Annotated in this window: 23 protein-coding genes and 2 pseudogenes; 15 read left to right on the forward strand and 10 right to left on the reverse strand. The window is 37.5% G+C overall.

Translation table 11 applies throughout. The annotated features are described in order from the left end of the window. Positions 1–122 precede the first annotated feature (122 nt). The 8 genes from IJE64_RS01485 to IJE64_RS01520 all read left to right on the forward strand — a co-directional run bounded on the left by IJE64_RS01485 (position 123) and on the right by IJE64_RS01520 (position 8,138). Complete coding sequence (locus IJE64_RS01485; protein WP_292780999.1) at positions 123–953, forward strand: amino acid ABC transporter substrate-binding protein; 831 nt, start codon at positions 123–125, stop codon at positions 951–953. Between the two features lie 33 nt (positions 954–986). Then, positions 987–1,637: an amino acid ABC transporter permease gene (locus IJE64_RS01490; RefSeq protein WP_292781002.1), complete on the forward strand. Its 651-nt coding sequence runs from the start codon at positions 987–989 to the stop codon at positions 1,635–1,637. A 12-nt stretch (positions 1,638–1,649) separates the two neighbouring features. Next, positions 1,650–2,333 (forward strand): amino acid ABC transporter ATP-binding protein, encoded by a 684-nt coding sequence (locus IJE64_RS01495; protein ID WP_292781004.1) that lies wholly within the window; start codon positions 1,650–1,652, stop codon positions 2,331–2,333. A 91-nt stretch (positions 2,334–2,424) separates the two neighbouring features. Further along, complete coding sequence (locus tag IJE64_RS01500) at positions 2,425–3,075, forward strand: zinc ribbon domain-containing protein (RefSeq protein ID WP_292781006.1); 651 nt, start codon at positions 2,425–2,427, stop codon at positions 3,073–3,075. 85 nt (positions 3,076–3,160) lie between these two features. Then, on the forward strand, positions 3,161–4,405 hold the full coding sequence (locus IJE64_RS01505; protein ID WP_292781010.1) for a polysaccharide pyruvyl transferase family protein: 1,245 nt from the start codon (positions 3,161–3,163) through the stop codon (positions 4,403–4,405). A 68-nt stretch (positions 4,406–4,473) separates the two neighbouring features. Beyond that, positions 4,474–5,883, forward strand: coding sequence for a glycosyltransferase family 4 protein (locus IJE64_RS01510; RefSeq protein ID WP_292781013.1), 1,410 nt, complete (start codon positions 4,474–4,476; stop codon positions 5,881–5,883). 9 nt (positions 5,884–5,892) lie between these two features. Next, on the forward strand, positions 5,893–6,861 hold the full coding sequence (locus IJE64_RS01515; protein ID WP_292781016.1) for a glycosyltransferase family 2 protein: 969 nt from the start codon (positions 5,893–5,895) through the stop codon (positions 6,859–6,861). 20 nt (positions 6,862–6,881) lie between these two features. Next, the gene (locus IJE64_RS01520; protein WP_292781019.1) at positions 6,882–8,138 is read left to right on the forward strand and encodes a hypothetical protein; all 1,257 of its coding nucleotides are present in this window, start codon (positions 6,882–6,884) and stop codon (positions 8,136–8,138) included. Here the strand turns inward: IJE64_RS01520 and IJE64_RS01525 are convergent. Continuing rightward, positions 8,117–8,764, reverse strand: coding sequence for a hypothetical protein (locus IJE64_RS01525; RefSeq protein ID WP_292781021.1), 648 nt, complete (start codon positions 8,762–8,764; stop codon positions 8,117–8,119). The two genes, IJE64_RS01520 and IJE64_RS01525, sit on opposite strands and share 22 nt — an antisense overlap. A 22-nt stretch (positions 8,765–8,786) precedes the next feature. On the opposite strand from IJE64_RS01525, the gene IJE64_RS01530 reads away from it, so the two are divergent. Then, entirely contained in the window at positions 8,787–9,038 is a 252-nt protein-coding gene (locus IJE64_RS01530) for a hypothetical protein (protein WP_292781024.1), read from the forward strand. 59 nt (positions 9,039–9,097) lie between these two features. Here IJE64_RS01530 and IJE64_RS01535 read toward each other — a convergent pair whose 3' ends face one another. Further along, complete coding sequence (locus IJE64_RS01535) at positions 9,098–10,099, reverse strand: acyltransferase family protein (protein ID WP_292781027.1); 1,002 nt, start codon at positions 10,097–10,099, stop codon at positions 9,098–9,100. Positions 10,100–10,135: 36 nt separating this feature from the next. Here IJE64_RS01535 and IJE64_RS01540 point away from each other — a divergent pair, with 36 nt between their 5' ends. The 4 genes from IJE64_RS01540 to IJE64_RS01555 are packed head-to-tail and all read left to right on the forward strand — an operon-like array spanning position 10,136 to position 13,021. Next, positions 10,136–10,678: a flavodoxin gene (locus IJE64_RS01540; protein ID WP_292781030.1), complete on the forward strand. Its 543-nt coding sequence runs from the start codon at positions 10,136–10,138 to the stop codon at positions 10,676–10,678. Between the two features lies 1 nt (position 10,679). After that, a complete protein-coding gene (locus IJE64_RS01545) occupies positions 10,680–11,147 on the forward strand; it encodes a MarR family winged helix-turn-helix transcriptional regulator (protein ID WP_292781079.1) in 468 nt (155 codons plus the stop codon). 1 nt (position 11,148) lies between these two features. Next, positions 11,149–12,534: an MATE family efflux transporter gene (locus IJE64_RS01550; protein ID WP_292781033.1), complete on the forward strand. Its 1,386-nt coding sequence runs from the start codon at positions 11,149–11,151 to the stop codon at positions 12,532–12,534. A gap of 46 nt (positions 12,535–12,580) precedes the next feature. Then, on the forward strand, positions 12,581–13,021 hold the full coding sequence (locus IJE64_RS01555) for a hypothetical protein (protein ID WP_292781036.1): 441 nt from the start codon (positions 12,581–12,583) through the stop codon (positions 13,019–13,021). 65 nt (positions 13,022–13,086) lie between these two features. Here IJE64_RS01555 and IJE64_RS01560 read toward each other — a convergent pair whose 3' ends face one another. Together IJE64_RS01560 and IJE64_RS01565 are read right to left on the reverse strand one after the other, a co-directional pair. Then, on the reverse strand, positions 13,087–14,808 hold the full coding sequence (locus IJE64_RS01560; protein ID WP_292781039.1) for an MATE family efflux transporter: 1,722 nt from the start codon (positions 14,806–14,808) through the stop codon (positions 13,087–13,089). A gap of 12 nt (positions 14,809–14,820) precedes the next feature. Next, positions 14,821–16,515 carry an ATP-grasp domain-containing protein gene (locus IJE64_RS01565; protein WP_292781042.1) on the reverse strand — a complete coding sequence of 565 codons (1,695 nt, stop codon included), beginning with the start codon at positions 16,513–16,515 and terminating at the stop codon, positions 14,821–14,823. A 580-nt stretch (positions 16,516–17,095) separates the two neighbouring features. Here IJE64_RS01565 and IJE64_RS01570 point away from each other — a divergent pair. Next, the gene (locus IJE64_RS01570) at positions 17,096–17,767 is read left to right on the forward strand and encodes a hypothetical protein (protein ID WP_292781045.1); all 672 of its coding nucleotides are present in this window, start codon (positions 17,096–17,098) and stop codon (positions 17,765–17,767) included. Positions 17,768–17,993: 226 nt separating this feature from the next. Further along, a complete protein-coding gene (locus IJE64_RS01575; RefSeq protein ID WP_292781047.1) occupies positions 17,994–19,517 on the forward strand; it encodes an MFS transporter in 1,524 nt (507 codons plus the stop codon). Between the two features lie 254 nt (positions 19,518–19,771). Here the strand turns inward: IJE64_RS01575 and IJE64_RS01580 are convergent, their stop codons facing one another. The 6 genes and pseudogenes from IJE64_RS01580 to IJE64_RS01610 form a co-directional block, all read right to left on the reverse strand. After that, positions 19,772–20,869, reverse strand: coding sequence for a sodium-dependent transporter (locus IJE64_RS01580; protein WP_292781050.1), 1,098 nt, complete (start codon positions 20,867–20,869; stop codon positions 19,772–19,774). Then, positions 20,812–21,177 carry a hypothetical protein gene (locus IJE64_RS01585; RefSeq protein ID WP_292781053.1) on the reverse strand — a complete coding sequence of 122 codons (366 nt, stop codon included), beginning with the start codon at positions 21,175–21,177 and terminating at the stop codon, positions 20,812–20,814. The genes IJE64_RS01580 and IJE64_RS01585 overlap by 58 nt, the downstream gene beginning before the upstream one ends. Before the next feature lie 49 nt (positions 21,178–21,226). After that, positions 21,227–22,680: pseudogene (locus IJE64_RS01590) on the reverse strand (sodium-dependent transporter). 14 nt (positions 22,681–22,694) lie between these two features. After that, entirely contained in the window at positions 22,695–24,089 is a 1,395-nt protein-coding gene (locus tag IJE64_RS01600) for a carbon starvation protein A (RefSeq protein WP_292781061.1), read from the reverse strand. Positions 24,090–24,265: 176 nt separating this feature from the next. Continuing rightward, positions 24,266–25,225, reverse strand: a pseudogene (locus IJE64_RS01605) (transposase). Between the two features lie 230 nt (positions 25,226–25,455). Beyond that, the coding region (locus tag IJE64_RS01610; protein ID WP_292781067.1) for an Ig-like domain-containing protein at positions 25,456–25,832 on the reverse strand (377 nt) is incomplete at its 5' end.

The following is a 25,832-nucleotide window of genomic DNA, read 5'->3' on the forward strand; positions in this document are numbered from 1 at the left end:
CAGATTTCCCACTCATTTTCAACCTATAATATAAACAAATAAATAAGTTAAAAATTATATACTATTATTGTAGAAAATGTTCTACTAGATTTAATATAGTTATAACTATTTGGTGTTTTAAAATGAATAAAAAGATAGGTTTAATTTTAGCTTTGGTCCTCGTATCTTTAATGATGGTAGGTACCGCAAGCGCAGGTTTATTTGACATGTTTGGAGGAAGCAGCGATTCCAATCAAACCGCAAATGACAATGAAACACTCGTTGTCGGTTTTGATGCAGAATTCCCTCCATACGGATACAAAGACGATAGTGGAAACTACACTGGTTTCGACTTAGACTTAGCAAAAGAAGTTTGTGAAAGAAACAATTGGACATTCAAGGCACAACCAATCGATTGGGATGCAAAGGATGCTGAATTGGATTCCGGTTCAATTGACTGCATCTGGAACGGATTCACAATTGACGGAAGGGAAAACGACTACCTCTGGTCCGACCCTTACTTCGACAACAAACAGATATTTGTTGTAAAATCCGATTCTGGAATCAATTCCATTTCTGATTTAGCAAACAAAACAGTAGAAACACAAAAAGACTCATCTGCATTAGCAGCTCTTGAAGGAGACAACAAGACCATTGCAGACACATTCGCAGCTCTAAACCAAGTTGCTGACTATAACACTGCATTCATGGACTTGGAATCAGGCGCATGTGATGCTGTAGCTATGGATATTGGTGTTGCAGAATACGACATTAAAAACAAGAACAACTCCGATGACTTCAAAATATTGAATCAGTCAATCACCACTGAAAAATATGGTATTGGATTCAAATTAGGCAATCAAGACTTAAGAGACCAAGTTCAAAAAACTTTAAATGAAATGTTTGAAGACGGTACTGTAGCTGAAATCGCTCAAAGGTACGGTATCTCTGAAGACGCATTAATCCATCCATAAACATGATTAGATTGAGAGGGGAGAATTAGCTATATGATATTGAGTAATGTTATTGAACAGTTGCTTGGCGGTATGGTTACCTCCGTTGAGATATTCCTGCTTACTCTTTTATTCGCCCTTCCTCTCGGTTTACTTGTAGCCGGGGGAAGGATGAGTAAGTTTGCACCGCTCAGGTGGATTTCAAAATTGTATATTTCAATAATGAGAGGTACTCCATTGATGCTGCAGCTGATTGTTGTATTCTTCGCACCGTATTATGTGCTGGGATGGAGTCTTTCTCCGGACTACAGGTTCATTGCGGTAATCATCGCATTCACTATAAATTATGCGGCATACTTTGCTGAAATTTATAGGGGCGGAATTGAATCAATAAACAGCGGACAATATGAGGCTGCTCAGGTATTGGGTTATAGTAGAATCGAAACATTTTTCATAATCATCATGCCTCAGGTAACCAAGATAATTCTTCCTTCTGTAACTAATGAAGTGATTACTCTTGTAAAGGATACTTCTCTTTCATTTGTAATTGCAATTCCGGAAATGTTTACAGTGGCCAAACAGATTGCAGCTGCTGATTCATCAATTGCCGCTTTGCTGGTGGCTGGTGTATTCTACTATGTATTCAACATACTTGTTGCATTTGTAATGGCACGTCTCGAGAAAAGATTGGATTATTATGAATAGGGAGGAGTATTTATGAGTTTGCTTGAAATTAAAAATCTTAAAAAGAGTTTTGGTGACAATGTAGTCCTGAAGGATATTTCTCTTGATGTTGAAAGAGGGGAAGTGCTGGCCATCATTGGCCCTTCCGGATCAGGCAAGTCCACATTGCTGAGATGCATAACAGGCCTGGACCATCAGGACGGCGGAATAATAGATTTTGAGGGAACCTTTGGTCTGGTGTTCCAGAATTTCAACCTGTTCCCGCATCACTCCGTAATGAAAAACATTACAAATGCTCCTATCCGTGTTCAAAAGAGAAAGAAAGAAGAGGTTTTTGACCATGCTCGAAGTCTCTTAAAGCAGATGGGCCTTGAAGACAAGGAGGACGCTTACCCTTGTGAACTTTCAGGAGGTCAGCAGCAAAGGGTTTCAATCGCAAGAGCGCTGGCGATGAATCCCGACATTCTGTTTTTCGACGAGCCGACTTCCGCACTTGACCCTGAATTGACAGGCGAGATTCTGGAAGTAATCAGGGAGCTGGCTGAAAACAACATGACCATGGTTATCGTCACCCACGAAATGGCTTTTGCACGTAATGTGGCTGATTCAGTCATTTTCATGGATGATGGAGTAATTGTTGAGGAAGGAACTCCTGAGGAAGTGTTCTCTTCCGATAACCAAAGGATGAAGGACTTCTTGGGTAAGTTCTACGATTAATTTCCTCATTTTTTTCTATTTTTTTTTCAATTAAATATATTAAACATTGTGGATATAATATTATTAACGAAATACAATTTTGGTGTTGATAATGAAATGTCCTAAATGTCAAGTTGATAATTCGGATTCCGCTAAATTCTGTAAGAAATGCGGAGCGCCTCTGGCAAAAAAGGTCATCAATCATGAGACCATGATCAATTCTATGAATGAGGCCGACAGTTCGAATAACAATACCACTAAAATCATTATCATTGCATTGGCTGTCATTGCCATTGTATTGGCCGGTGCATTCGTGTACCTGTGGTTAAATGGCGATTCCGGTGATGATTCTGATGTTAATGTTGTGGATGCAGACACCGATGATGTAACTCCTGATGATTCATCCCCGTCCACGGCCTCTCCGTCACAGCCTTCGGCATCGTCCATGCAGATTTTAGGTGGAAGTTTTCAAACTGGCTCTTCGCTGTCGGATCGGACCTACGCTTCGATTTACGTAGGTTCACAGTATTCAGGCCAGGATGTCAAGATACAGATATGGTACTATAATGACGGCGACACACTCAACAATGGAAATATGGTTCCTAAAACTGTCGATTCCAGCGGTTATATCCATGTGAGAAGTGCAAACGCATTTGCATATTATCCGGATACTGCAGTAATCAATCTGTATGATACAAGCGGCAATCTTCTGGATACACAGACCGTTTATCTTTCTGCAAACAGTGGAACTCAAACATTTTAATCATTTCACTTCTTTTTTTTTCTTTTTTTTAAATCTTTAAATGCAATGAATTCAATATAGTTAATTAACTCATTTTAGTGATAGCATGAAATACGGTTTAATAAGTTATGATTATACTACAAACTTGGGCAATGAGATTCAAAGCATTGCCGCCAGGCGCTTCCTTCCTCAGGTCGACTGCTATATCGAGCATGAGAAGCTTGACAGTTTCGATTGCGATGATAATGTGAAGACAATCATGAACGGCTGGTATGTCGATTGCCCGACTGCATGGCCTCCGTCAGATAAAATCGATCCGCTTCTTATCTCAATGCACTTCAACACATCCACAAAACAGGAAAGGATAGATGCAATCCTCTCCGATGAGAGCAAGCAGTATTTTGCCCAACACGGAAAGGTAGGATGCAGGGACATGCACACTGTCGAATTTCTAAACGACAATGACATTGATGCCTATTTCACAGGATGCCTGACATTGACGCTCGATTCAGGTTCCCAAAAGCCTCCTTTAGATGATGGCAATGACTACATTGTTGTTAATATGGAAGAAGCTGATGAAATAATTTCATTTTTAAGGCAAAAAACAGACAAAAAAATCTACAGGATATATCAGAACATGATGCCATCCTTTAAAAAGGCGTTTCCGGGCGAAATGCCGAAGTGGCTGTATAACCTGACCTCCCAATACACATCGCAGGAGAAATTCTTCATGGCAGAAAACCTGCTGAGGATATATGAGAACGCCTCATGCGTAATCACAGACAGGCTTCATTGCGCACTGCCCTGCCTTGCATTCAAGACTCCGGTAATGCTTTTCAATGAAAGGAACATGAAGGAAAGGTTTGACGGGATTTCCAATCTCCTTCTGGAGTCCAGTTTCGAAGAATATCAAAAGCACTATAGCATGTTTGATGTAGACAATCCTCCCGAGAACTCAAATGAATACCTTAAAATCAGAAAGGATTTAATCAGGAAATGCGAGGATTTCACAGGATGCGTCAACGACTCATGCTACTCGAACGTCACATACAATCAGCAGGTTGATGAAAGCTCTCTGATACTTTCAAGAAATGCAATCGAGACAAGGCAATACTTCAGGGATGTCCTTCAATTATATAAGGATTTGAGAATCCAGGACAAGAAGATAATGGACAAGAAGGACAGGCAAATCAAAAGAAGGGATGACATAATAGAAACCCAAAAAGAGGAAATCAAAAAGCAGAAAAAGCTAATCGAAAAGCAGGAAAAGCAGATGGAGAAGTTAACAGATTCCAATTCTTGGAAGATGACCTCACCTCTAAGGAAGGTCAAAAATTCCTTCAAAAAGTAATGACTTCCATTTTTATATAGAATGAACGGCAAATATTTAATCACAATTACATTAATCAGGGGATTGACATGTCTTTTTCGGAAAAAATGTTAAGCAAAAGCGATACCTATAATTTTTACAAGAACGGTTATGAGGAGTACAAGAAGAAATACGAGGACTCCCATGAAAAGAACATGAACAAGATGGAGATAATCAAGTCCAAAAACCACATAATTGAAAGCAAGGACGCATTCATCAAAAAAAAGCTCGAAGAGATGGAAGCAAAAGCCCAGCTTATCAGTGACTTGAAAAGGGAACTTATTGACCTTAAAAAGGTCAACTCCAAAAATGAAAGGGAGCTTGAGGAGTACAGGGATATAACCGCCGCTTTTGAAAAGCAATATGCCAAATTAGAAAGGGATGAAAAGGACATCAAGGACCTTAATATCGCTTACGTGTTGAGCGGATTTCCGGAGCATTCAGAAACATTCATCCTAAGCGAGCTCAGATGGCTTAAGGAAAACGGTTTCAACGTTTATGTATTCCACAGAAGGGAGGCTTTCAATCCCATAGAGCCTGATTTTGACATCGAATATGTCCTATTTAAGAACGAACGCCAGCTTGAGGCGCTTCTGGTTGACTATGAAATAGATTTCATGCACACACACTTCGCATTTCCAATCTCAACAAAATACACCTATCCCCTTTCCGAAAAGCTGAATATCCCATTCACGGTTTTTGCCCATGCATTTGACATATTCAAAAAGGAAAGCATTGAAAACAACAACATTGCAGAGATAAGCAACTGCGAGCTGTGCCTTGCAATCTATACCTTGAGCGAGTTCCACAAGAACTATCTCATCGAGCACGGTGTGAATGAGGACAAGATCGTCATAACAAAGCAGGCCGCAAGCTATGAGCTTTCCGAATTCAGCCAAAACGACGAAAAGATCAGCAATGTTGTAGCCATTTCAAGATTCGTCGAAAAGAAGGGCCTTGACGTTTTGATTGACGCAGCCAAGCTTCTCGAAGATGAGAATCTTGTCTTTGAAATCTATGGATTCGGGACTTTGCAGGATGATTTGGAAAGCCAAATTAGTGATTTGGATTGCAAAAACATTTCAATTAAAGGCGAGCTTACTCCCGAGGAAGTTGAAGATAAGCTCAAGGAATCAGAGTTATTGATAGCTCCTTGCAAGGTTGCCGAAAGCGGTGACATGGACGGCATTCCTACAGTGCTTTTTGAATCAATGGCAGTAGGGCTTCCGGTAATCACAACATCAGTTTCAGCAATTCCTGAAATCATAACCGATGGCGTCAATGGATTTGTGGTCGAGCCTGAAAATCCCGAGGTGTTGGCTGATAAGATAAAAGAGGTTGTTGGCATGTCTCCAGAAGAGCTCTACAAGATAAGGTGCAATGCTCAAGAAGACGTGAAACAGCTTGCGAGCGTTGAAAAGACCATGAACGCATATATGGATGTCATCAAAACCATTTAATCGGTTAACATGAAAGTGTCTGTTATTCTTCCAGTTTTCAATGGGGAGAAATTCATAGCGAAAGCCATTGAAAGCGTCCTGTCACAGTCGTTATCGGATTTTGAGCTGATTGTTGTAAATGACGGCTCAACTGACGCCACATCGGATATCATAAACGGCTTTTCCGACTCAAGAATTAAAGTTATTAACCAATCCAATCAGGGTCCTGGAGCTTCCAGAAACAATGCCCTAAAGGTTGTTTCCGGTGAATACGTGATGTTTTTGGACAGTGATGACTGGTATTGTCCTGATGCTTTAAGGATAGCTTACAATCAAGCAAATGAAAACGACACGGACATTTCCATTTTTCAAATAATTAAATATTATCAGGGCAAGTACAGCAAGAACGACTGGTTCAGCTTAAGCAATTTTCCCAAAGAATTTGAAAATCGCGTTTTCAACCCTCATGAGTGCAGAGATTTCCTTTTTGACATATCGGTAAGCGTTCCTCAAAAGATTTTCAAAAGGGAATTTTTAGCTGAAATCAATGCAGGATTTCCGGAAGGAATTTATTTTGAAGATATGCCTTTTTTCTTTTACACATTTCTTAATGCCAAAAGGGTTTCAATTATAAAAGAGTATCTCTATGTTAGGCGCAAGCACCATGGGTCCATCACGGAGTCTGTCGACAGCAAGTTCCTAGACACTGTCAGGGCAGGCCAGATTCTGATGGACATTTTCATTGAAAATGAATGGTATGATATGTATCTTTTTGATTTGATTGCCTTTAAAATCAATGGACCTCGATATGCTTTAATGGGCATTGAAGAAAAATGCAAAGAGAAGTTATTCATATTAATTAAAAAGGACTATGAATCAATTAAATCGAGTGAATATTATCATGATTATATGGATAATATGGGTCCTAAAAAGAAAAAATTTTTTAGTGATGTCCTTAAGGCAAGCGATTTTCAGGAATACAAAAAGTTATTAAATTAATTAAGAATATATAAATAATTATGTTTAAAAAGTTCAAATTAATATCAAAATATTTTTCTAAGGATTCTTTCATTGAAATCACTGACATCATCAAAACGGAAAATATTCTAGACGTTAAATTTAAAACTTCAGAGGATATTAATCGATTTTTAAAAGAAAAGTATCATTTCATTGAGTATCTGAAATTTGATTTTGATTTGAGAAATTGTCCTGATGGCGTTTGTGTCATCCCCGCAGTTTCAAATCTTCTTCCTATTGTGTGGTTTTTTGACTTAAAGTTGATTGTTGACGAATTGGATAAAAATTTTTATGAAAGCATTGATGAGATAAAAAAAGGATATCAGCAAATGTATCCGTTCGTTGATTTTAATGGAAAAATTGTTGTAAAAAACATTATTGATTATTCATATGATTCTCAAGATAATTCCATATTATTGTTTTCGCAAGGTCTAGATTCTTTAAATTCCTTTGTAAATCACATTGATGAAAACTTGCATTTAACAACAATACATGGATCGGACATTCCGTTGGATAAAACAGAAGGGTTTGATTATCTTTCAAGACAAATTGATGAGTTTGCATTAAAGTATAATTGTGAAAACTCCTTCATCAGGTCTAATTTTAGAAGATGCATGAATTATCAGGTGTTAGATAAATCATTGCCTGAACCAATGATAGATAGCTGGTGGCATCAACTGCAACATGGAATAGGCATTTTGAGCCATGCTGTTGTAATGGCATATCTGAAAAAATCAAAATGCATTTACATTGCAAGTTCTCATTCTGAATCTTATGCAAATTCATTAGGCCTTGATTATGTTCGATGCGCTTCATCACCAATAATAGATAACCAATTTAAATTTGCAAGTTGTAAAATTGTCCATGACGGTTATGAATATCGAAGAATAGATAAATTGGAGAATATTGTTGATTTTTCAAGATCTCATGAAACTTTGAAATTAAGGGTTTGCTTCACATCTAGGGATGGGTCTAACTGCAGTATCTGTGAAAAATGCGCCAGATCAATATTTGGATTGATAAGCATGGGTGAAGATCCAAATGAATATGGTTTTAATGTAGATGAGGACAGACTAAAATTAATAAAACATAATCTGGATTACTTAAAAACCGGCAAAGAGAAGAAAGGTTGGCGTCAAAATAATTATAGGCCATACCATTGGATAAATATTCAAAAAAATTTCCAGGATAATCGCGATGAATTTGAGGACAACGAAACAGTCAACTGGATTTTCGATTATGATTTCTTGGGGTCCTGATTTTTAAATATTTTATTCCAGATGAAATCTTCACCGGCAAGATATGCGATTAAAACGCAAACAATTGTGATGAAGAGAAATATTTTTAATATGTTTTCATAGCCGAAAACCAAAAGCATTGAAAAAGCCACTATTTCCAGGGCAAAAAATGCCAGTATCTGATTTTCAAATTCGTAATAGCTCAATATGCCCAGTATTACCGGGGTGGCTATGATGGCCAGGATATAGAGTATGGAAGCTCTAAGGGAAATTATTCCCATAACCGGCATGTTCAAGAGGAACATGAACAGGTATATCTCAATAACTGTCAGGAAGAATCCCTGAACGCCTCCGCAGATTGCCTGGGAGAGAGTATGCTTTTCCAAAAGCACCCTTGACCAGATTATCAGAGGATACAGGACTCCGAAAGACGCTCCCCAAGGGCCTAAAAGTAAGATGAGGGCTCCGACAGGTCCGCTCAATCCGGTTGTGTGAACGCTTATTTTCCATCTTGTAGTGATCAGCAGGACAACGCCGGTGTTCACGCTGTAGCATAAAAGAAGCAGTGTCAGGAAGTTGTCGATGTTGAGCGCAAGTGATATGAAAAATCCTATGAGGTAGGAGATGATTCCGACAATCAGCGGCATGTAACGGTCCTCCCGATTGGATATGTCCTTGTCGGTATTCAGCTTCTTGGCCCAGAACAGTATGATCACCAACGGCAGGATTGAAGCGAATATAAGTGAAATCAGCTCCAAGACAATGAACTTGTTTAAGTCAAACGCTCCGTTTTCAAAGGAAAGCGCTAAGCATATTATCAGAAATAGTGGGATTGTAATTATCGGAGGGTTTGTTATTGTGGATATTGCCTTGGCTATTTTTACTTTGTCCATGTTGTTATGTATGGTTCATTTGAATTAATAAGTATTTTGAAATGGATGGCGGATTTAAAATTAGAAAAAAAATAAGGTGAGGGATAGTCAGGTCTCGCTCCTCCTGACAAGGAGATAATAAAAACTATCCGTAAACTTATTGAAGTATTTGGTTACTATGTCTCTTGAAAGCACAAATGTCACGATGAAAGCCAATACCAGCACGATCGGGAAGTAAACCCATGAGCTGTGGCCGAATACTTTCATGACTGTTGGCTTGATTATCAGCCTTACGTAATAGTGCAGTACATACACTGCCATTGAGTTTATACCGAAGGTGGTGAGCAGGTTCTTTGAGTTTGTCATGTACCTGTTCAAGAGAAGGACAGCCAAAAATTCGCATATCAGTATCAGCACCCTTTTGATCATCTCATAAAGCAGGTTGCCCTTGTATCCCACCCTGAAGAGATAGAACCTTGCATCGGTTATGGTGAATGCAATGACCAACATGAATAGGATGGCAAGTATTGAAATCAATTTTGAGTGTTTCTTGAACAGTTCGACATATCTTCCGTATTCTGTTTCCAGCTTGTGCTTGTAGTCGTTGTAGTAGAAACCGAGCAAGAACAATGGGAAGCATCCAACACCGCGAACGATTCCTAGGATGTTGTTTTCCATATTGATGAATCCGATAAGCAATGCGGCTATTATGGAGATTATTAGCGGGTATCTGAACTTGTCGACGATAGGAAGCATCATCTTCATGAAGAACAGCGCTACCAGAAACCACAGTATGGAGGTTCCGGTCAGGAACATGTTTTTGGGAATGAGCGGGTCTCCCATAAAGAAATGACAATATAGTGTTGTGATTATTGTAAATATTATGTAGGGAATAATCAGTCTTCTAAAGCTTTTCAACGGCTGGTCAGGTCCTATTTTTGAGAAGTATCCGGAAACGAAGAAAAACACTGGCAGGGATGCGAAGTAAATGAATTTGTACATGACAGGATTCACGCTTCTTACAACATCCAAATGCCATAATACTATGAAGAAAATAGCCAGACCTTTTAGATTATCATATTTGTTTATTCTTGCTTTCACATTTGACATAAAGTTAATTATTTATCTTATTGTTAATAATTCTTTTTGGTTATCGTATTATTTTCAGGAAACGTAATTGTTGTCTTTGCAATAGTTGTCATGGCAACATTTATATACTATCAGATATTAAGTATAATAATGAAATCATTAGTAGCTTATTATTCAAGAACAAACATTACAAAAAAGCTTGCGGATGAAATCGCAGGCAAGGTCAATGCGGATGTTGAGGAAATCGTGCCTAAGGTAAACTATCAGGGAAAGCTAGGCTATGCCAGAGGTGGTAAGCACGCTTTTCAGGAAAAGGTGATAGACCTGGAAGAGCTGAAATTCAACCCTCAGGATTATGAGGTGGTCTATCTTGGATGTCCGGTATGGGCAGGAAAGGTAGCGACCCCATTGCTTTCCTATGTCAAGCAAAACGAAGGCAATTTCAATGAGGTCAAGTTCTTCATAACCGCCGGAGGCACAGGATTCGATTCCACCTTAAAGCAGCTTGAAAAGAACACCAAAAAGCCCCTTGCGACTTTGGCCTTGACAACCAAGCAAGTCAAAAAGGACGATTTTGAATTGGACTCATTTATTGATTAAGATGTCCCTGGAAGATTTCAAAAACGTTGATGCATCTTCCCTTCCGGTTGGAGGGCTAATATCTATGATATCGAGGGGGCATACGGTTTATGTCAACCACCACCTTGAGGGATATGACATAAATGCGACACAGCTTCACCTGCTTTTTGAGATATCAAATCAAAGCTGTATTAATCAGGAGAAGATAGCTTCCAGATGCAATATCAACAAGGGAGCTGTCGCACGTTCGATAAAGAAATTGGAAGATAAGGGATTGGTCGTAAGGCAAATCGACCAGAACAACCGCCGCCAGAACAAGGTTTCACTTACAAAAAAGGGTGATGAGACATTAAAGGAGGCAAGCAAAATACTGAACAGATGGGAAGATGAGGTAATCCTTGATAAGGGTTACATCGAAAGGGATTTGCTCAAGAAAATCCTAAAGGAAATAGCCGTAAAGACAATGGAAATGAATCAGGAGGAGTACTAAAATGGCAAAAAGCAAAAACATAGAAATGATTACAGGAGATCCTAAAAAGGCCATAATCAAATTGGCCCTTCCAATGATGCTTTCAATGCTTTTAATCATGCTATATAATCTTGCAGACAGTATATGGGTAGCGGGACTAGGCTCAGATGCTTTAGCGGCAATAGGATTCATCACTCCATTGTTCATGGTGCTGATAGGGCTTGGAAACGGTATAGGCGCTGGCGCAAACTCACTTATTGCAAGAAACATCGGCGCAAAAAATCATGCTGGTGCAAACAATGCCGCATTGCACGGTATCGTATTGTCAGTTATCGTGTCAGTGGTATTCACAGTGTTGATTGAGGCGTTCATGGTTCCTATCCTTCAGTTCATGGGTGCAAGCGAAACAATAGGATATGCGATGGACTACAGCTACATCATATTCGGATTCCTGTTGGTCTTCGTATACTCCGGTGTCGCTTCAGCTATATTCAGGTCTGAAGGAGACATGAGGCGTGCAACAATTGCAATTGCGGTAACTGCAATCATGAACATTGTCCTGGATCCGATATTCATTTACATTTTGAATTTTGGAATTGCAGGGGCAGCTTGGGCGACAGTGCTTTCGGCAACACTCTCATGTGCGGTAATGAGCTACTGGATGTGGGGCAAAAAGGACCTCTACCTTGACCTGTCATTTAAAAACTTCAGCTATTCGTCAAGAATGATGATTGACACACTGCAGGTTGCAATACCTTCAACACTGGAAAACATAGTGTTTTCAGCCCTGGCAATAATCATCAACGGCATGCTGGTGCTTGCCTCAGGGACCATGGCAGTGGCAGTCTACACTGCATCAATGAGGATTGTGCAGATGTGCATGATACCGTTGATAGGTCTTGGAACAGCAGTCCTTACTGTGGCAGGCGTTGCATACGGCGCACACAACTATAATAACTTGAAGACTGCACATTCCTATTCAATCAAAGTAGGATTTGCAATATCAATCGCTCTTGGAGCGGTGATGTATATATTCGCACCGCAGATTGCATCAGTGTTTGCATACACCTCAGCCAGTGCATCCCTTGCGCCTGAAATCGCAACAGCGCTGTCAGTCCTGACACTCTTTGTGCTTGCAGTCCCTCACGGTATGATGTCATCAATGATGTTTCAGGGAGTGGGTAAAGGAACATACTCACTTATAATTACATTGGCAAGGTCACTCATCCTTGAAAGCGTATTTGCATACATATTCTGCTTCATGTTCGGATGGGGAGTTACAGGAATCTATGTAGGAATTTTAGTCGGATGTTTCGTTGGAGGAACACTGGGATACCTTTGGGCAAAATTCTTCATAAGGAAATTCAAGCAGATTTCAATTAAAAAATATGAGCCACAAAAAGAATAATCCCTAGGGGATTATTTTTTTATACTTTTTTTTACAACTATTAATTATGGAGTTCGTCCTCAACAACAAGAGATATTCGATTGTAGACCATGAGCTGTTCATCAACTACCTGATTGTAGACAGCTATTTTCGCTCTAACAGGTCAAAGTATGACTATGACATCAGCTTTGAGTTCATAAATCCCCTTCTGGATAAGGAAAATGTCGAATTCAAGGACATTCTGGAAGGCACAAAGGTTTTGGAGGAGCTTATTGAAAAAGAGCAGATTGGTTTCATACCGGCAGGTCTTAAGATAGAAGAGATTGATGAAAATCACTTTAGGATCATCTATCAGGACATCGCATTTGACGGCGTCAATGTGGGTGAGGCAATTCCGCTTTTGATAGCTTTAAATTCCCTTGTGACCTACAGGCCAATTGTCACATTGGTTCAAATTGAAGAGGAGCTGAATTATTTTCTGGAGAAATTCAGAAGCTATTCCCGATGATCTTTTTTTTAGAAATTAGTGAATTCAATTAGATGTTTTTAGAAACCTGGACTGTTAAAAAAACATCATTTGATTGTAATTGTAACATTGTTCAAACCCAATATTTGAGAATAGTCGATTTTTTCTGAAACGTTTCTTAAAATTGCAATATTTGATTCCATATCCTCATCTTCCGTTATATTTATGCAGATTCCGGAATATTTAATAGAAATAAGAATGTAATCCTCATTGTCCTTGATGATTATGTCAATCAAATCTACTATCTCATCATTGATATTGATAATTTGGACAATCATGTCCTCGATTGCCATGCTGACCATTATGGATAGCCTTTCGTCATTGAATTGTTTTTGAATATTTTCAGACAGGTTAACGGCATCCTTAACATTGCCTGTAATCGTATATTCAAATAATGATACTCCCTCATGTCTTCTGTTTAGGAAAAATCCTGAATATTCGCCATCGCTTCTGCGGGCAATGACTTTTGAATACAGGAAAATGAACAGCAGTGTTGCAAATTGAGAGACTACAAGTGAAATCCAAAATCCGTCAGCTCCCCATAATGAGGTAAATAGATATGCGAACAATACTGGGAAAATAAGCCCCTGAAGAAGGGTAATCGCATTTGCCAATTTATTGTACTGCACGGACTCGGCATAAAACATATACAGACTGTTGACTGCAAATGCAATGAAACTGATGGAGAATATTCTTATGATATTCATGATTAGAGGAATGTCTGAAGGGTTATTGACATTAAATAGGAACAATACCGCCTGAGGGAACATAACAAACAGAACAGAAAAGAACAGACCAAAACCGACTACAATTTTGAGAGACCTTTTGGTTACATAGTCCACACCATGGAAATCCTCTTCCTTATAATATACTGCAGAAATCGGCAGGATTGATTGAACAGTACCTAAAATAAAGATATCCACTAAATACAATGCATTGTAACACATATTATATGCAGATAATCCCAGTTCCCCTAAAATTCCAGCAATTAAAGCATTTAAAAGTATCAGTCTGATTGTGGTATACAATGGGATTGAAGAACCGGAAAATCCGGCCTTGCAGATTTCTGAAAAATAGCCGATTATTCTTGAAGATTTGATCTTTATGAATCTTAATGTCCTCTCTGATTTTACAAAATAGAATGTGATGTATATTGCAGATACAATATGGCCAATGGTTGTTGCGATTGCAGCACCGGAAATCCCCATATTGAAAAATTTCATTAAGATGACATCAAAAACAATATTGACGACATTGCAAAGCAGAAATGCCCTGAACTGCATATTGATGAAACCATCGGTTTTTATGAAATATGCCAAACACACCATATAACATTCAAAAACAATGCCCAGAGCATAGAAAAAGAAATACTGGGCGACAAGCGGTTTCAGTTGAGCGGAATTGCATAGCAATTCAACATAGGGGTCCTGAAAGATTATGGCTGAAAGGGTAATGATCAGCCCGATAATTATGATTGCGATTAGTGAAATCGTGAAATAAGCGTTTCCCTTTTGATTATTGAACTCCGCTCGGGCCATGGTGCATAGGATGCTTCCGCCCAAACCAATCAGCCAGTAGATAACATTGATGAAAGCAACGAAAGGTTCAATGCTTTGAACTACAGACAAAAATGTGGAACCCAAGAACATGCTGATGAAGAATGCATCTACAAGAATGGCAAAATTGCCTGCTATTGAAGCCATTAATGTTGGGAAAAACAATTCCCTGAACTTGCTGTTCAATAAATCAAAGTTTCGCTCATATGTCATGATATCCAAATACTATCCTTTAGATGCAATAACCATTCTATTCAATTTATGTATCGGCAATTCGATTTTAAAATCCAGTAAAGTCAGTAATGCTTCAGCACCTAATCTTGAGTTAGGCATGAAATCATAGGTTGTTTGAGGAATGAAAATCAATCCACTCTTTTTTACTAAATCAAATATATTTAAAAGTAACTTGACAGTTTCATCGTCTTTTTTATTTGAAATGCTTCTGTTTAAATTCACCACCACGCAATCGAATTTCCCTTTGATGTCATCGAGATTTTCAACTAAAACCTGGGATATCTCTAAATTATCAAATATGCTTTCGGTAACTAAAAGGCAATTCCCATAAGCTTTGATGTCATTTATCAAAGACTCGATTTCGCTAGAAATTTTATCCTCTTCAATATTTCCGTCATCATGCAAATCTTCACTAAGGACCAGTTGAAAAGCGCGTTTTTCAATGCTTCTTAAAAATTCAACATCCTTTTGAAGCTGGTGGGGGTCTTCATTAACAAGATACACGGTTCCTGCGCTGCTTTCCAGATCTTGAGTTTTAGAAAACTTTTGAGGAGTTTCAATTGGACTTATGTTTGTTTTAAAGTAACTTTTTAAATTAACCCCTATGGATTCCATTGGAGAGGATTTTGCAATCAGGTCTTTTGGAACATTGATTTCTTTAATACATCCATATGCAATTTGATGATAACCTTTTTTACGTTCAAGATGGAATTTTTCAGGATTCAAATAGGAATCCAAGGAACTGTCTGTTTCATGCTGACCGGAAATCAAGTCCAGATATCTAGCATCCATATTTCCTCCATGTGGGCGGCAATTGACTTCTATTAGAACAGGGCCTTTTTCGTCAACCATGTACTCCCCATGAACAGGGCCGTATTTTATTCCCAATGCATCCGCAACATCATATGCATATTCTACAATTTCAGAATCGCCAATTCCCAATTCATAAACGATTTCATCATTATCATAAATATTGCCTCCTTCAGAGGTTTTGATCTTGTTGTATTTCCAGATTGTTGTCACACGATGAGTCCCATTGCATGAAACGGTGTTTACAACATATTCCTGTCCTTTTATGCGCTCTTGAATTACGAGTTCAGTCAGTTCATTTCCATAAACTCCAGTCAAGTTAAACACTTCATTAACCGCATCAATCATTTCCTGTTTGTTTGAACATAGTCTCACGCCAACTGATGCGGCGCTATACACCGGCTTTACAACAACTTCCTTTAGATTTTCAGAGTCATAATATATGATGGCTTCATCCAAAGACCTGATAACCTGTCCCTTGATTGAACGAAGATTATTTTCGGCCAATCTGTTTTGCATTTCATTTTTCAATGTCATTGCATCGATGTTTTCAATAGGGTTGCATAACAGATTCAAGTCATTTGCCAGTTTTGTGGCCAGTATCACTCCATCTTCAGTTCCGGGAACAATCAGCAGAGGGTCGTATTTTCTAACCATTTCAAGGGTATCCTCATAGGTATCCCTTTCATATATCAAGTCAAATTCATTTTCGATTAGATCATATTCGTGTTTAACTTCCTCTTGATAATCCATTGCATCATCTGAATCGCCGAATGGTTTCATTTCCAATACGATAGGATTGCAATTCCTATCGATAATGTCCTGAACATAATTTTTACCTGTTGACATGCATTGAACAATAATAATATTCCTCATAAAAACCACCAAAAGCAATGCCGCAAACTGTGTGCGCATTTTCATATAACTAAATTATATTTTTATTAAATTATAAACCTTTTTTTTAATATTGCCACATAATTTGTTAGTGTTAAAATTATAATTATTGTTTAATAAATATCCGAAAATCAGTAGAATTCTTAATATAAAAAAAGTCAAATTTAATGTCTATTGCAGAGAAAAAATCTCTACAATCAGCATTAGACATTAAAATTTATCGATGTTTTACATCTCCATAGAGGTTTACTTTAAAGTAACTCTCTTGTATAATCATTATTATTAAAATATTATATAAATTTGACTATTTTTTTTTTAAAAGAATGTAATTAAACGGTGCCCTTTGAAAAAGACCCAACAAAAGCTAAATTTTCAATGCCAATAATAGACTTGTTTGCCAACTGCAGAATAATAACAATTATTAACTAACTGCAATATATTAAAGAATAGTAAGGGCATGGAAAGCAATCATGCCCGCACTTTTTTGTGCAGTTCAGAATAGGCTTGAAGATGCCGGGGCGCTCTTGCACATATTGGATAAAGATGAAGGCGTGATTCATGGATGAATAGGAAAATAGCTATAATCGGAATAATAATTCTTATCATTGCAGTTGTCATTATTCTAGTGATGTTAACTTCAGTTAGCTATGAGAGAATTGAAATAACTCCGAACGGGACAACCATGGAAGTTCCGGCCAATAAAACTAAATTTGATGGGGAACTTGCGGGAGTTAAGATTTGGAATTGGGACAATGGAATCCTGGTTACATACAACAGTCATGAGGACGGAAGCATCATCAATGTGTCTGAAGTGGGCTTCAGCACCCTAAACGATCTGATTAAAAATGGAGAAAAGCAGGAGATTGACGGCTTCACATGTTACGTGATAAATGCTGACGAATTACTTGAAATCCATATATTTGACATCATTAAAGTGAACTATAACGGCAAATTCTATTGCATTCCATTATATAATGAAACCACTCACGACAATATCATAATCTGCTGCAACGACAGGGACATTGCACTTCACATGGCCAAATCAGTGGAGTACAAGATCAGCACCATTTCCTCTGCAGAAAATATGACTGGAGATCTGCTGTCAAGAGCAGAAGATTATGTAAACGACACCAACTTAAGCAACGTCATATCCGATGTGGAAGAAAAGACAGGATTCGATCTGGATGATTTAAAAAATGAACTAGAGAGATACACCGGAAAGTTGCCAATATGATGCCAATGAAGTGATTGAAAACATTTTCAAGTTATTAAAATAGAATTTAGCTGAATTGGCTTTTTTCATGTTGATAATTTTATATTAAATCCCATAGAAGTCACAAACTATATAAAACAACAAGAAGAAAAAATAATATTAAGTATATTAAATTTTTAGATATGCCCTATTAGTTTTTTTACTAATACGCTACTTAAAATTAACAATATTTGGAGGATTAATAATAATGAATGAAACAGTTAAGGAACAGTCATGGATTCCACTGATAATTGTGGCCTTGGCTTCCTTTATTATAGCTTTGGACGCTACATTCATGAATGTGAGTATTGCTCAGGTTGTTGCCGATTTGCATACTGATGTTAGTACCATTCAAGCGACCATGTCGTTTTATACTCTCATCACGGCCGCATTCATGCTGCTGAGCGCCAAGCTTCAGGATATAGTCGGTAAAAAGAAGTTGTTTTTAATTGGTACTGCACTTTATGGTGTCGGTACATTCACTGCAGCAATAAGTCCAAGTGCTGAAATATTATTTATCGGATGGGCAGTAATAGAAGGTATTGCTGGAGCATTGATGATGCCTGCTACCGTTTCCATTATAAGCGGAACATATTCCGGCGAAAAACGTACAGTCGCTTTGGCAATCGTTGGTGTCATGGGCGCAATTGCAGCCGCTATCGGTCCGCTCTTCGGTGGAGTCATGACAACATTTCTCAGTTGGAGATATGGATTTGCATGTGAATTAATAGTCGTTATCCTTATTTTAGTACTTCAAGGTAAAATACCTAATTTCTCACCTACAGAATCCAAAAGCGATTTGGACATTACAGGTGCTATAATTTCATTTATAGGTCTTATCTTGTTAGTATTCGGTATTTTGTCACTGACAAAAGATTTCAACACCAGCATAGCCGTAATAATTGCGGGCATAATTGCCTTAGCAGGATTTGCATGGTTTGAACTCAAAAGAAAAGGGAAAGGCAAAGTGCCATTGTTTGATGTTGAATTGTTAAAAGACAGAAATCTGCGTGTTGGAACTATCATCATGTTATTGGCTTATCTTTCAATGGGTGGGGCACTGTTTGCAGTTTCCCTGTTCTTGCAAAGCGTATTGCAGTTAAATGCATTCAATACAGGTTTGACCACACTTCCATTGACTGTAGGTCTGCTTATTTTTGCAGTGGCAGCCCCAAGCTTATCTGCAAAACTTGGCCATAAGAAACTCATGGCAATAGGATGTATAATAGCAATCATCGGATGTCTGATGTTAAGCTATCAGTTCAAGATGGATACAACAATGATGGATCTGCTGCCTGGAATGTTCATAATGGGAGCAGGACTTGGTTTTGCAATGGCTTTAAGTGTGGATGTTGCATTGATCAATATTCCTCCTGAAGGTCAAAATAACGCTTCAGGTCTCACTTCAACAGGCCAGTCATTAGGTGAATCTATGGGTACAGCAATCATTGGTGTGATTCTAATTCTTGGAGTATTTGGAGGTATCTCTCATGCTGTCGATATATATGCCCCTGATTATTCAGGAAATGAAACATTCCAGCTGGAAGTCTATGAACACTTTCAAGAAGTGGGCAATATAAACGATGCTCAAGCGAACCATACTGTTGTGGAAATTGTAGATACCATCATTCAGGATGCCATGGCATTCGTAATGCAGGTAACGGCTATCCTGATGGGAATTGTATTTATTCTGACATTGCGGCTGCAGGATAAAAAGACTAAAAAACAATGAGAGTTCATTCTCTCATTTACCCTTTTTTTAATAGCTTTTAATTTCTTTTTTTTGACTTTGATATTCTCTAATATGATTGTCTCTAAACACTGCTAGAACACTAAATCTAAACCTGAATTTTTAAAAAATATAAGATTATCCTCCATTTTATAACAATGATTTAAATGGCGATGAAAATATCACATACTTGTGTCTCTCTGCAATTGTCATAAATTTTCTTTACTTTATTACTTCATTGTATATTTGTTCTAAAATCATGTGTTTTTACTGCTCATTTTTGTAAATATTACTGAAAGTCCGACAACAATAATTGTGATAATTATGTCGACTGCTATTTTAAGCGAATTTGCATCATTGAATAACTTTACAAGACCAAATACCCAAATTACAATTAACAGAACCGGCAACAAGTATTTTAGTGTGAAAACCCAGGTCTTTCCAACTTTAAAGGTTGAAAACTCGTTAAGCACAGGAATGACCTTTTCAACTCCATAAAACCATCCGAATATTATTGCCTGGATGCCTATCAGAATCAGTATTCCAAAATTATTTACAAATTCATCCACGATTTCCACCAAATAGCTGCTGATTCCTGTCGAATAAAAGACCGTGCCTATGCATGCAACAATTACAAGGGTTGTGACTCCTTTTTTCCTGCTCCATCCAAATTTATCGCACAATGATGAAAGAAATGGTTCAAACAGTGCAAAAGAAGAAGTGAATCCTGCAAACAGTATTGACAGGAATAATAACGGAGCGATTACATGTCCCATTAGTCCCATTGAATTGAATATCTGTGGGAATATGATGAATATCAGTCCTGTACCTTCACTGATCAGTTCATTCATTGGTATTGATGACGTTAATGACATGTATCCGAGTATTGAAAACACACCAAAAGCTATGAAAATCTCATATAATGAGTTTGCAATGACCACAAACAGTACTTCGTCAACCAGCTTTGAATTTTTGGGAAGATAGCTTGCATATGTATATACCATGGCCTGACCTATGCTTAATGAAAATATGGTTTGTCTGAATGCCGCAAGCCAGACATTGACATTGAAGAGTGCCGACCAGTCGGGAGTGAGCAATGTGGCAACTCCAACATTGAATCCCGGCAATGTGAATGAATAAATAAAAATCAATATCATGATTGTAAATAATAATGGGATTAGAACAGTTGAAATCCTACCAATCCCTTTATCCACTCCCCTAATGGAGATTACCCAAAAGACTGCCCATAATGTTAATGTGCAAATCAGGGTAGGCAATATTATTGTAGTAGCAGAGGCTAAATTTGAGCTTCCTCCAACATAGCTTGTAAAGAATGATGAAGGGTCATTCCCCATCCGAAAGTAAAGCTGTTTAAGAGATATGCAAAGTCCCATCCCAAGATAATCATGTAATAAATCACAACGACAAATACGAATAAAACAAGCATCCATGCAACGATTTCAAATTCCGGACGAATGCTATTCATTAAACTGGAAAAACTTTTCTTGACGCTGAAGCCCAATCCATACTCCAGAATTAGAAATGGAACTCCCATGACTAAAATTGCAATTACGTAAGGTATGAAAAATGATCCTCCCCCATTGGAATACAGCACATAGCTGAAACGCCAGATGTTTCCTATTCCAATCGTAAGGCCAATCATTGCAAGAATGAATGTAAATATCGAACCTCATTGTGACTTCTGATCCATTTTAGTTCTCCTTAGGTTTAATTTTTGTAAAAATTATACTGAATGCAAGAACAGCCACCATTATGACAATGTCTACTGTTATCTCAAATGAATTTGCATTTGCAAACAGATTGCCTATTCCAATCAACCACATGACAATCAGGACCAACGGCAGAACATATTTGATGATGAATTTCCAGGTCTTTCCAACTTTAAATCTGCTGTTTTCATTCAATACAGGTATCAATGAATCCACGTCATATATCCATGTGAAGATAATGCATTGGATTGCAATTAACAGCAGGACCCCAAATTCATTTACGAATCCGTCAACAACACCAACAAGATAACTGCTGATGCCTGTCGTAAATATTAAGGACAATAAGCATCCAATCACTGACAAAACAGTCACGGTTTTCCTACGGGTCATGTTGAATTTGTTTTCAATTGAGCTTACCATCGGTTCAAATATTGCAACCGCTGATGAAATTCCGGCAAATAATATTGCTATAAACAATACTGGAGCCAATATGTGCCCTGCAACTCCCATGATATTGAAAATCATTGGGAATACAATGAATATCAATCCGGTTCCTTCACTGACCAGCTGGACCATTGGTGTTCCGGAGGTAAATGACATGTATCCTAAAATTGAAAAAATACCGAAAGCAGTGAAGACTTCAAATGCGGAATTTGCAAACACTACCAGCAAAACATTGTCATTTAATTTGGATTTTTCAGGCAAATAGCTTGCATATGTAAATGCAATGGCCTGTCCCATACTTAAAGAGAACAGAATTTGGGAAAATGCGGCAAGCCATATGTTAATGTCAAGCAATTTCATCCAATCCGGCTTTATCAATGTTTCAATACCGATATTAGCGCCTGGAAGAGTAAGGGCATAGATTACAATTATTGCCATGAGGACAAAAAGGGTAGGAATTAAAATCTTTGAAAGCTTACCAATCCCTTCATTTAAATCCCTATGTGATACAAACCACACTATAATCCACATGATTAGTGTGCAGATTGTTGTTGGAATCAAAAGAAAACCTGCATTGCTTAGATTAGAGCTTCCGCCAACACTGTCGACAAAGTATAATGCAGCATCGGTTCCCCATTTAAAAGTAAAACTTGAACCTAAATAAACCAAATCCCAACTTAATATGACTATATAGTAGATTACCACTATAAAAACAAATAAAAGCAGTATCCAGGAAATATATTCCAGTTTTGGATTGATGCGCTTTAATGTGTTTGAAAACGAGTCTTTAAAAGTAAATCCCATTCCGTATTCCAGAATTAAAAATGGCACTCCCATAATGGCTATTGCAATTAGATAAGGGATAAGAATGACCCTCCTCCATTGGAGTATACCACATAGCTGAAACGCCAGATATTGCCTAATCCAACTGCCGCACCAATCATTGCAAGGATAAATGCTAACGGGGAATCCCATTGTGTTTTCTCCACCATCTTTTTCACCAAAATCATTCATTATTTTTATATTTTTTAAGAAATACTGCAGTTGTAATAATCGTTAAGATAACTGAAATCACATTGGCAATCATTGCTGGCAGTCTGAAACCTTCCGGCGCCTGTAAAATATACCCAAATGTAATCAATATGCATATTATTGCAGGAGCCAATGTTATAATGTAGGGCTTTTCTTTTTTCATTAAATAGGCTGTTGCCGAAAGGAGAACTGCGGCACCTATCAGCAATTGCGCCCAAGCGACATATCTCCAAACCAAAGTGAAATCAACAAATGTCAATGCAAATCCTGCAATAAACAATGGCAGGGCAATCTTTAATCTGGAAGTTATTTTTTCCTGATTGATATGCAATTCATCTGCTATTGTGATTCTTGAACTTCTAAGCGCAGTATCTCCAGTGGAAATCGGACATACAACAATTCCTATGATAATCAAAGCCACAAAAATCGGATTGAGAAGGGCCGTTGCCATTTCATGAACCGCCACTGTCGGCGTTGCAGCATATGTCGCTGCAAGCTGCGGTTGGACATGGAAAAATGCCAGTGCAATTGCCGCCCAGCATAAGGCAGTCAAACCTTCCAGAACCATTGCTCCAAAAAACACAGGCCTTGCATCATTTTCATTTTTCATGCACCTTGCGACAATCGGTGATTGGGATGCATGAAAACCTGAAATGGCTCCGCAAGCGATTGTTACAAATAGATATGGGAAAATGTTCTTGTCCGTTAAGTATAGTCCCTGTGTTGTAAACTCTGGAATTGTATAGTTCGGATTTAGAATCAATGATCCTATCATCAACACCACCATTATTATGAATAATACTCCAAAAACAGGATATACTTTTCCAATGATTTTGTCAACCGGAAATAATGTAGCAATTAAGAAATAGACAAAAATTATCAGTGTCCAATAAAATACGGGAGTGCCTGTTAAATTACCAATCAATGCTGCAGAGCCTGTTGAAAAGACCGCAGCGACCATGACACCGGTCACAATGGTTACGATTGCAACAAATTTTTGGACTGTTGTTCCAAGATACTTGGAAATGATTCCGGGCATTGTAAGACCGTCATTTCTCAGGGATAAAAATCCTGAGAAGAAATCATGTACTGCACCGATAAAGATTGTGCCGAATGTAATCCATAAAAATGCAGACGGACCAAATAATGCGCCCTGAATAACTCCGAATATAGGGCCCAAACCTGCAATATTTAGGAATTGGACTAAAAATCCTTTAAGTCTAGACATTGGCATATAGTCTACACCATCTTCCAATCTCCATACGGGCGTTTGTTTGTTCTCATCAATGCCCACCTTTCGTTCAATAAATTTGCCATAAACAAAATAAGACCCAACTAATAATAAAAAGCAAGCAATGAAACTATACATAAATATAGTTATTTACAATTTTTATTAATATATGTATTGTTTTAAAATATTTTCTTACCATATTTTCATATCTGCTAATTTTTAATCCCATTAAATGTATTCATCACCCATGCATTTCACATAGCCCCCCCCTTTGGCATTGTTTATAATTTTTGGCTTTGTAGAAATCCTAATTTTTATTGAATTTGTGTTGATCTGTAAATGTTGTAGATTGTGTTTTTGAGTTTTGTTTCTTTATTTGATAATTGTAAGCTTCTGCTTCTGTTTGTTCCGTTGAATATTCTTTTTATCACGCTAAATATTGATTCTACATTGTTTCTTCTTGAGTAGATTTCTTGTTTGAATGTATTTTTGCTTTTTAGTCAATAATGTCCTGTTTTCGCTCGTGTTTTTAGTGGTATTTGATCTTGTGCTTTTGCTTCTTCGTTTATGCATTTTCTGATGGGTTCTGTGTCGTATGCTCTGTCTGCTAGGATGTATTTTGGATTATATTTCTTTATGTTTCTTATTGCTGCTATTGCAAAGCGTGTGTCGAATCTTGGGCCTCTTTGAGCTGCAAAATGAAGAATTAATCTACTGTCTACATCGATTGAAATATGGTTTTTTACGTAGCTTTTTCTCTCTTTTCGCCTTATAATTGCGTAATATTTGTCTGCGTAGTCATTGGTGAATCCGCTTCCATCTAAAGCAATAATTTCACCATTTATTTGATGATTCCTTAATATTTGTTTGTTTAATTCTTTCAATATTGCTGTTGGCAATCTTTGGAAGAATTTCTGGAGTGTTGTGTAATGTGGAACCTTTTTTAAGTGCAAATATTGTTGTATTTTATCAGATAACTCCAATAAATCAATTATTTGTCTGTATGTGCTCCTGGTGTAGATTTTAACTGCCAAAAGTGTGAATAATGCAGGTTGTGTGAAGTCATGCTTTGAAAAATTGCTTGAATATTTATTTAACACGATTTTTGAGTATTTAAATACATATTTAATGAATTTCAACAGTTTATTTGGTCTAATATCCTTGTTTATTTCTTTAATTTTTTTGAGTGCTGGTTTTTCAAAACCAAAATCCGAAAGATTTAATTGCTTTGAAAACAAACTACTAACTGGAGAATAGGTATTTTTGGGTTTCATATTAATATTTATTCTCCGTTTTACTATATATAATTATATATTGCTTATTTTTTCTAATCGATGTGAAATTTCAAGTGTAACTTAAAATAAATAATAATTAGATTATTTTAAGAGATTTTGAGTAAAAATAGAAATAAAAATAGATTTTTAAAAAATTTTTGCAAAAATCAAATAGGATTTCTACAAAGCCAAAAAATAAAAAAAGTAAAGTGAATTTGTTAAATTCACTTTTATTTAATTGTTATTTTTGCTTTTTTGCTTGCGGAGTTGTATGTGTTGTCACCTGCGTATTTGACGGTAGCTGTGTATTTGCCTTTTTTGGTTATTTTAAGGCTGAATGTTGCTTGTCCTTTGCTGTTGGTTTTTGCTGTGTAGGTTTTGCCGTTGATTTTTAGAGTTACTTTTTTGCCTGCGCTGAGGTAGACTTTGCCGTCTCTTGAGTTGCATTTTTGTGTTTTTAAAGTAACTGTGTATTTTTTGGTTTTTGCAGAAGCCTTGTAGGTTTTTGCAGAAGCCTTGATTGTGATTGGTTTCTTATCAAGGTCAATACATACTACAGCAAATGTGCTGTTGTATTGGTCGTTTCCTCCGAAGGAGAATGCCAATG

Origin of the sequence: Methanobrevibacter sp. (assembly GCF_017409525.1) — an archaeon.
Classification (GTDB): Archaea; Methanobacteriota; Methanobacteria; order Methanobacteriales; family Methanobacteriaceae; genus Methanocatella.

What these genes read in the sequence shown, in the direction of transcription:
- IJE64_RS01525 (WP_292781021.1), bottom strand. Translation starts at nt 8,764, where the DNA reads ATGCCGCTGATTGTCGGAATCATCTCCTACCTCATAGGATTTTTCATA.
- IJE64_RS01600 (WP_292781061.1), bottom strand. Translation starts at nt 24,089, where the DNA reads ATGTATAGTTTCATTGCTTGCTTTTTATTATTAGTTGGGTCTTATTTT.
- IJE64_RS01575 (WP_292781047.1), top strand. Translation starts at nt 17,994, where the DNA reads ATGAATGAAACAGTTAAGGAACAGTCATGGATTCCACTGATAATTGTG.
- IJE64_RS01500 (WP_292781006.1), top strand. Translation starts at nt 2,425, where the DNA reads ATGAAATGTCCTAAATGTCAAGTTGATAATTCGGATTCCGCTAAATTC.
- IJE64_RS01545 (WP_292781079.1), top strand. Translation starts at nt 10,680, where the DNA reads ATGTCCCTGGAAGATTTCAAAAACGTTGATGCATCTTCCCTTCCGGTT.
- IJE64_RS01580 (WP_292781050.1), bottom strand. Translation starts at nt 20,869, where the DNA reads ATGGGGAATGACCCTTCATCATTCTTTACAAGCTATGTTGGAGGAAGC.
- IJE64_RS01555 (WP_292781036.1), top strand. Translation starts at nt 12,581, where the DNA reads ATGGAGTTCGTCCTCAACAACAAGAGATATTCGATTGTAGACCATGAG.
- IJE64_RS01510 (WP_292781013.1), top strand. Translation starts at nt 4,474, where the DNA reads ATGTCTTTTTCGGAAAAAATGTTAAGCAAAAGCGATACCTATAATTTT.
- IJE64_RS01515 (WP_292781016.1), top strand. Translation starts at nt 5,893, where the DNA reads ATGAAAGTGTCTGTTATTCTTCCAGTTTTCAATGGGGAGAAATTCATA.
- IJE64_RS01505 (WP_292781010.1), top strand. Translation starts at nt 3,161, where the DNA reads ATGAAATACGGTTTAATAAGTTATGATTATACTACAAACTTGGGCAAT.
- IJE64_RS01550 (WP_292781033.1), top strand. Translation starts at nt 11,149, where the DNA reads ATGGCAAAAAGCAAAAACATAGAAATGATTACAGGAGATCCTAAAAAG.
- IJE64_RS01520 (WP_292781019.1), top strand. Translation starts at nt 6,882, where the DNA reads ATGTTTAAAAAGTTCAAATTAATATCAAAATATTTTTCTAAGGATTCT.
- IJE64_RS01530 (WP_292781024.1), top strand. Translation starts at nt 8,787, where the DNA reads ATGTCCTTGTCGGTATTCAGCTTCTTGGCCCAGAACAGTATGATCACC.
- IJE64_RS01585 (WP_292781053.1), bottom strand. Translation starts at nt 21,177, where the DNA reads ATGATTGGCCTTACGATTGGAATAGGAAACATCTGGCGTTTCAGCTAT.
- IJE64_RS01495 (WP_292781004.1), top strand. Translation starts at nt 1,650, where the DNA reads ATGAGTTTGCTTGAAATTAAAAATCTTAAAAAGAGTTTTGGTGACAAT.
- IJE64_RS01565 (WP_292781042.1), bottom strand. Translation starts at nt 16,515, where the DNA reads ATGAGGAATATTATTATTGTTCAATGCATGTCAACAGGTAAAAATTAT.
- IJE64_RS01535 (WP_292781027.1), bottom strand. Translation starts at nt 10,099, where the DNA reads ATGTCAAATGTGAAAGCAAGAATAAACAAATATGATAATCTAAAAGGT.
- IJE64_RS01570 (WP_292781045.1), top strand. Translation starts at nt 17,096, where the DNA reads ATGAATAGGAAAATAGCTATAATCGGAATAATAATTCTTATCATTGCA.
- IJE64_RS01490 (WP_292781002.1), top strand. Translation starts at nt 987, where the DNA reads ATGATATTGAGTAATGTTATTGAACAGTTGCTTGGCGGTATGGTTACC.
- IJE64_RS01560 (WP_292781039.1), bottom strand. Translation starts at nt 14,808, where the DNA reads ATGACATATGAGCGAAACTTTGATTTATTGAACAGCAAGTTCAGGGAA.
- IJE64_RS01485 (WP_292780999.1), top strand. Translation starts at nt 123, where the DNA reads ATGAATAAAAAGATAGGTTTAATTTTAGCTTTGGTCCTCGTATCTTTA.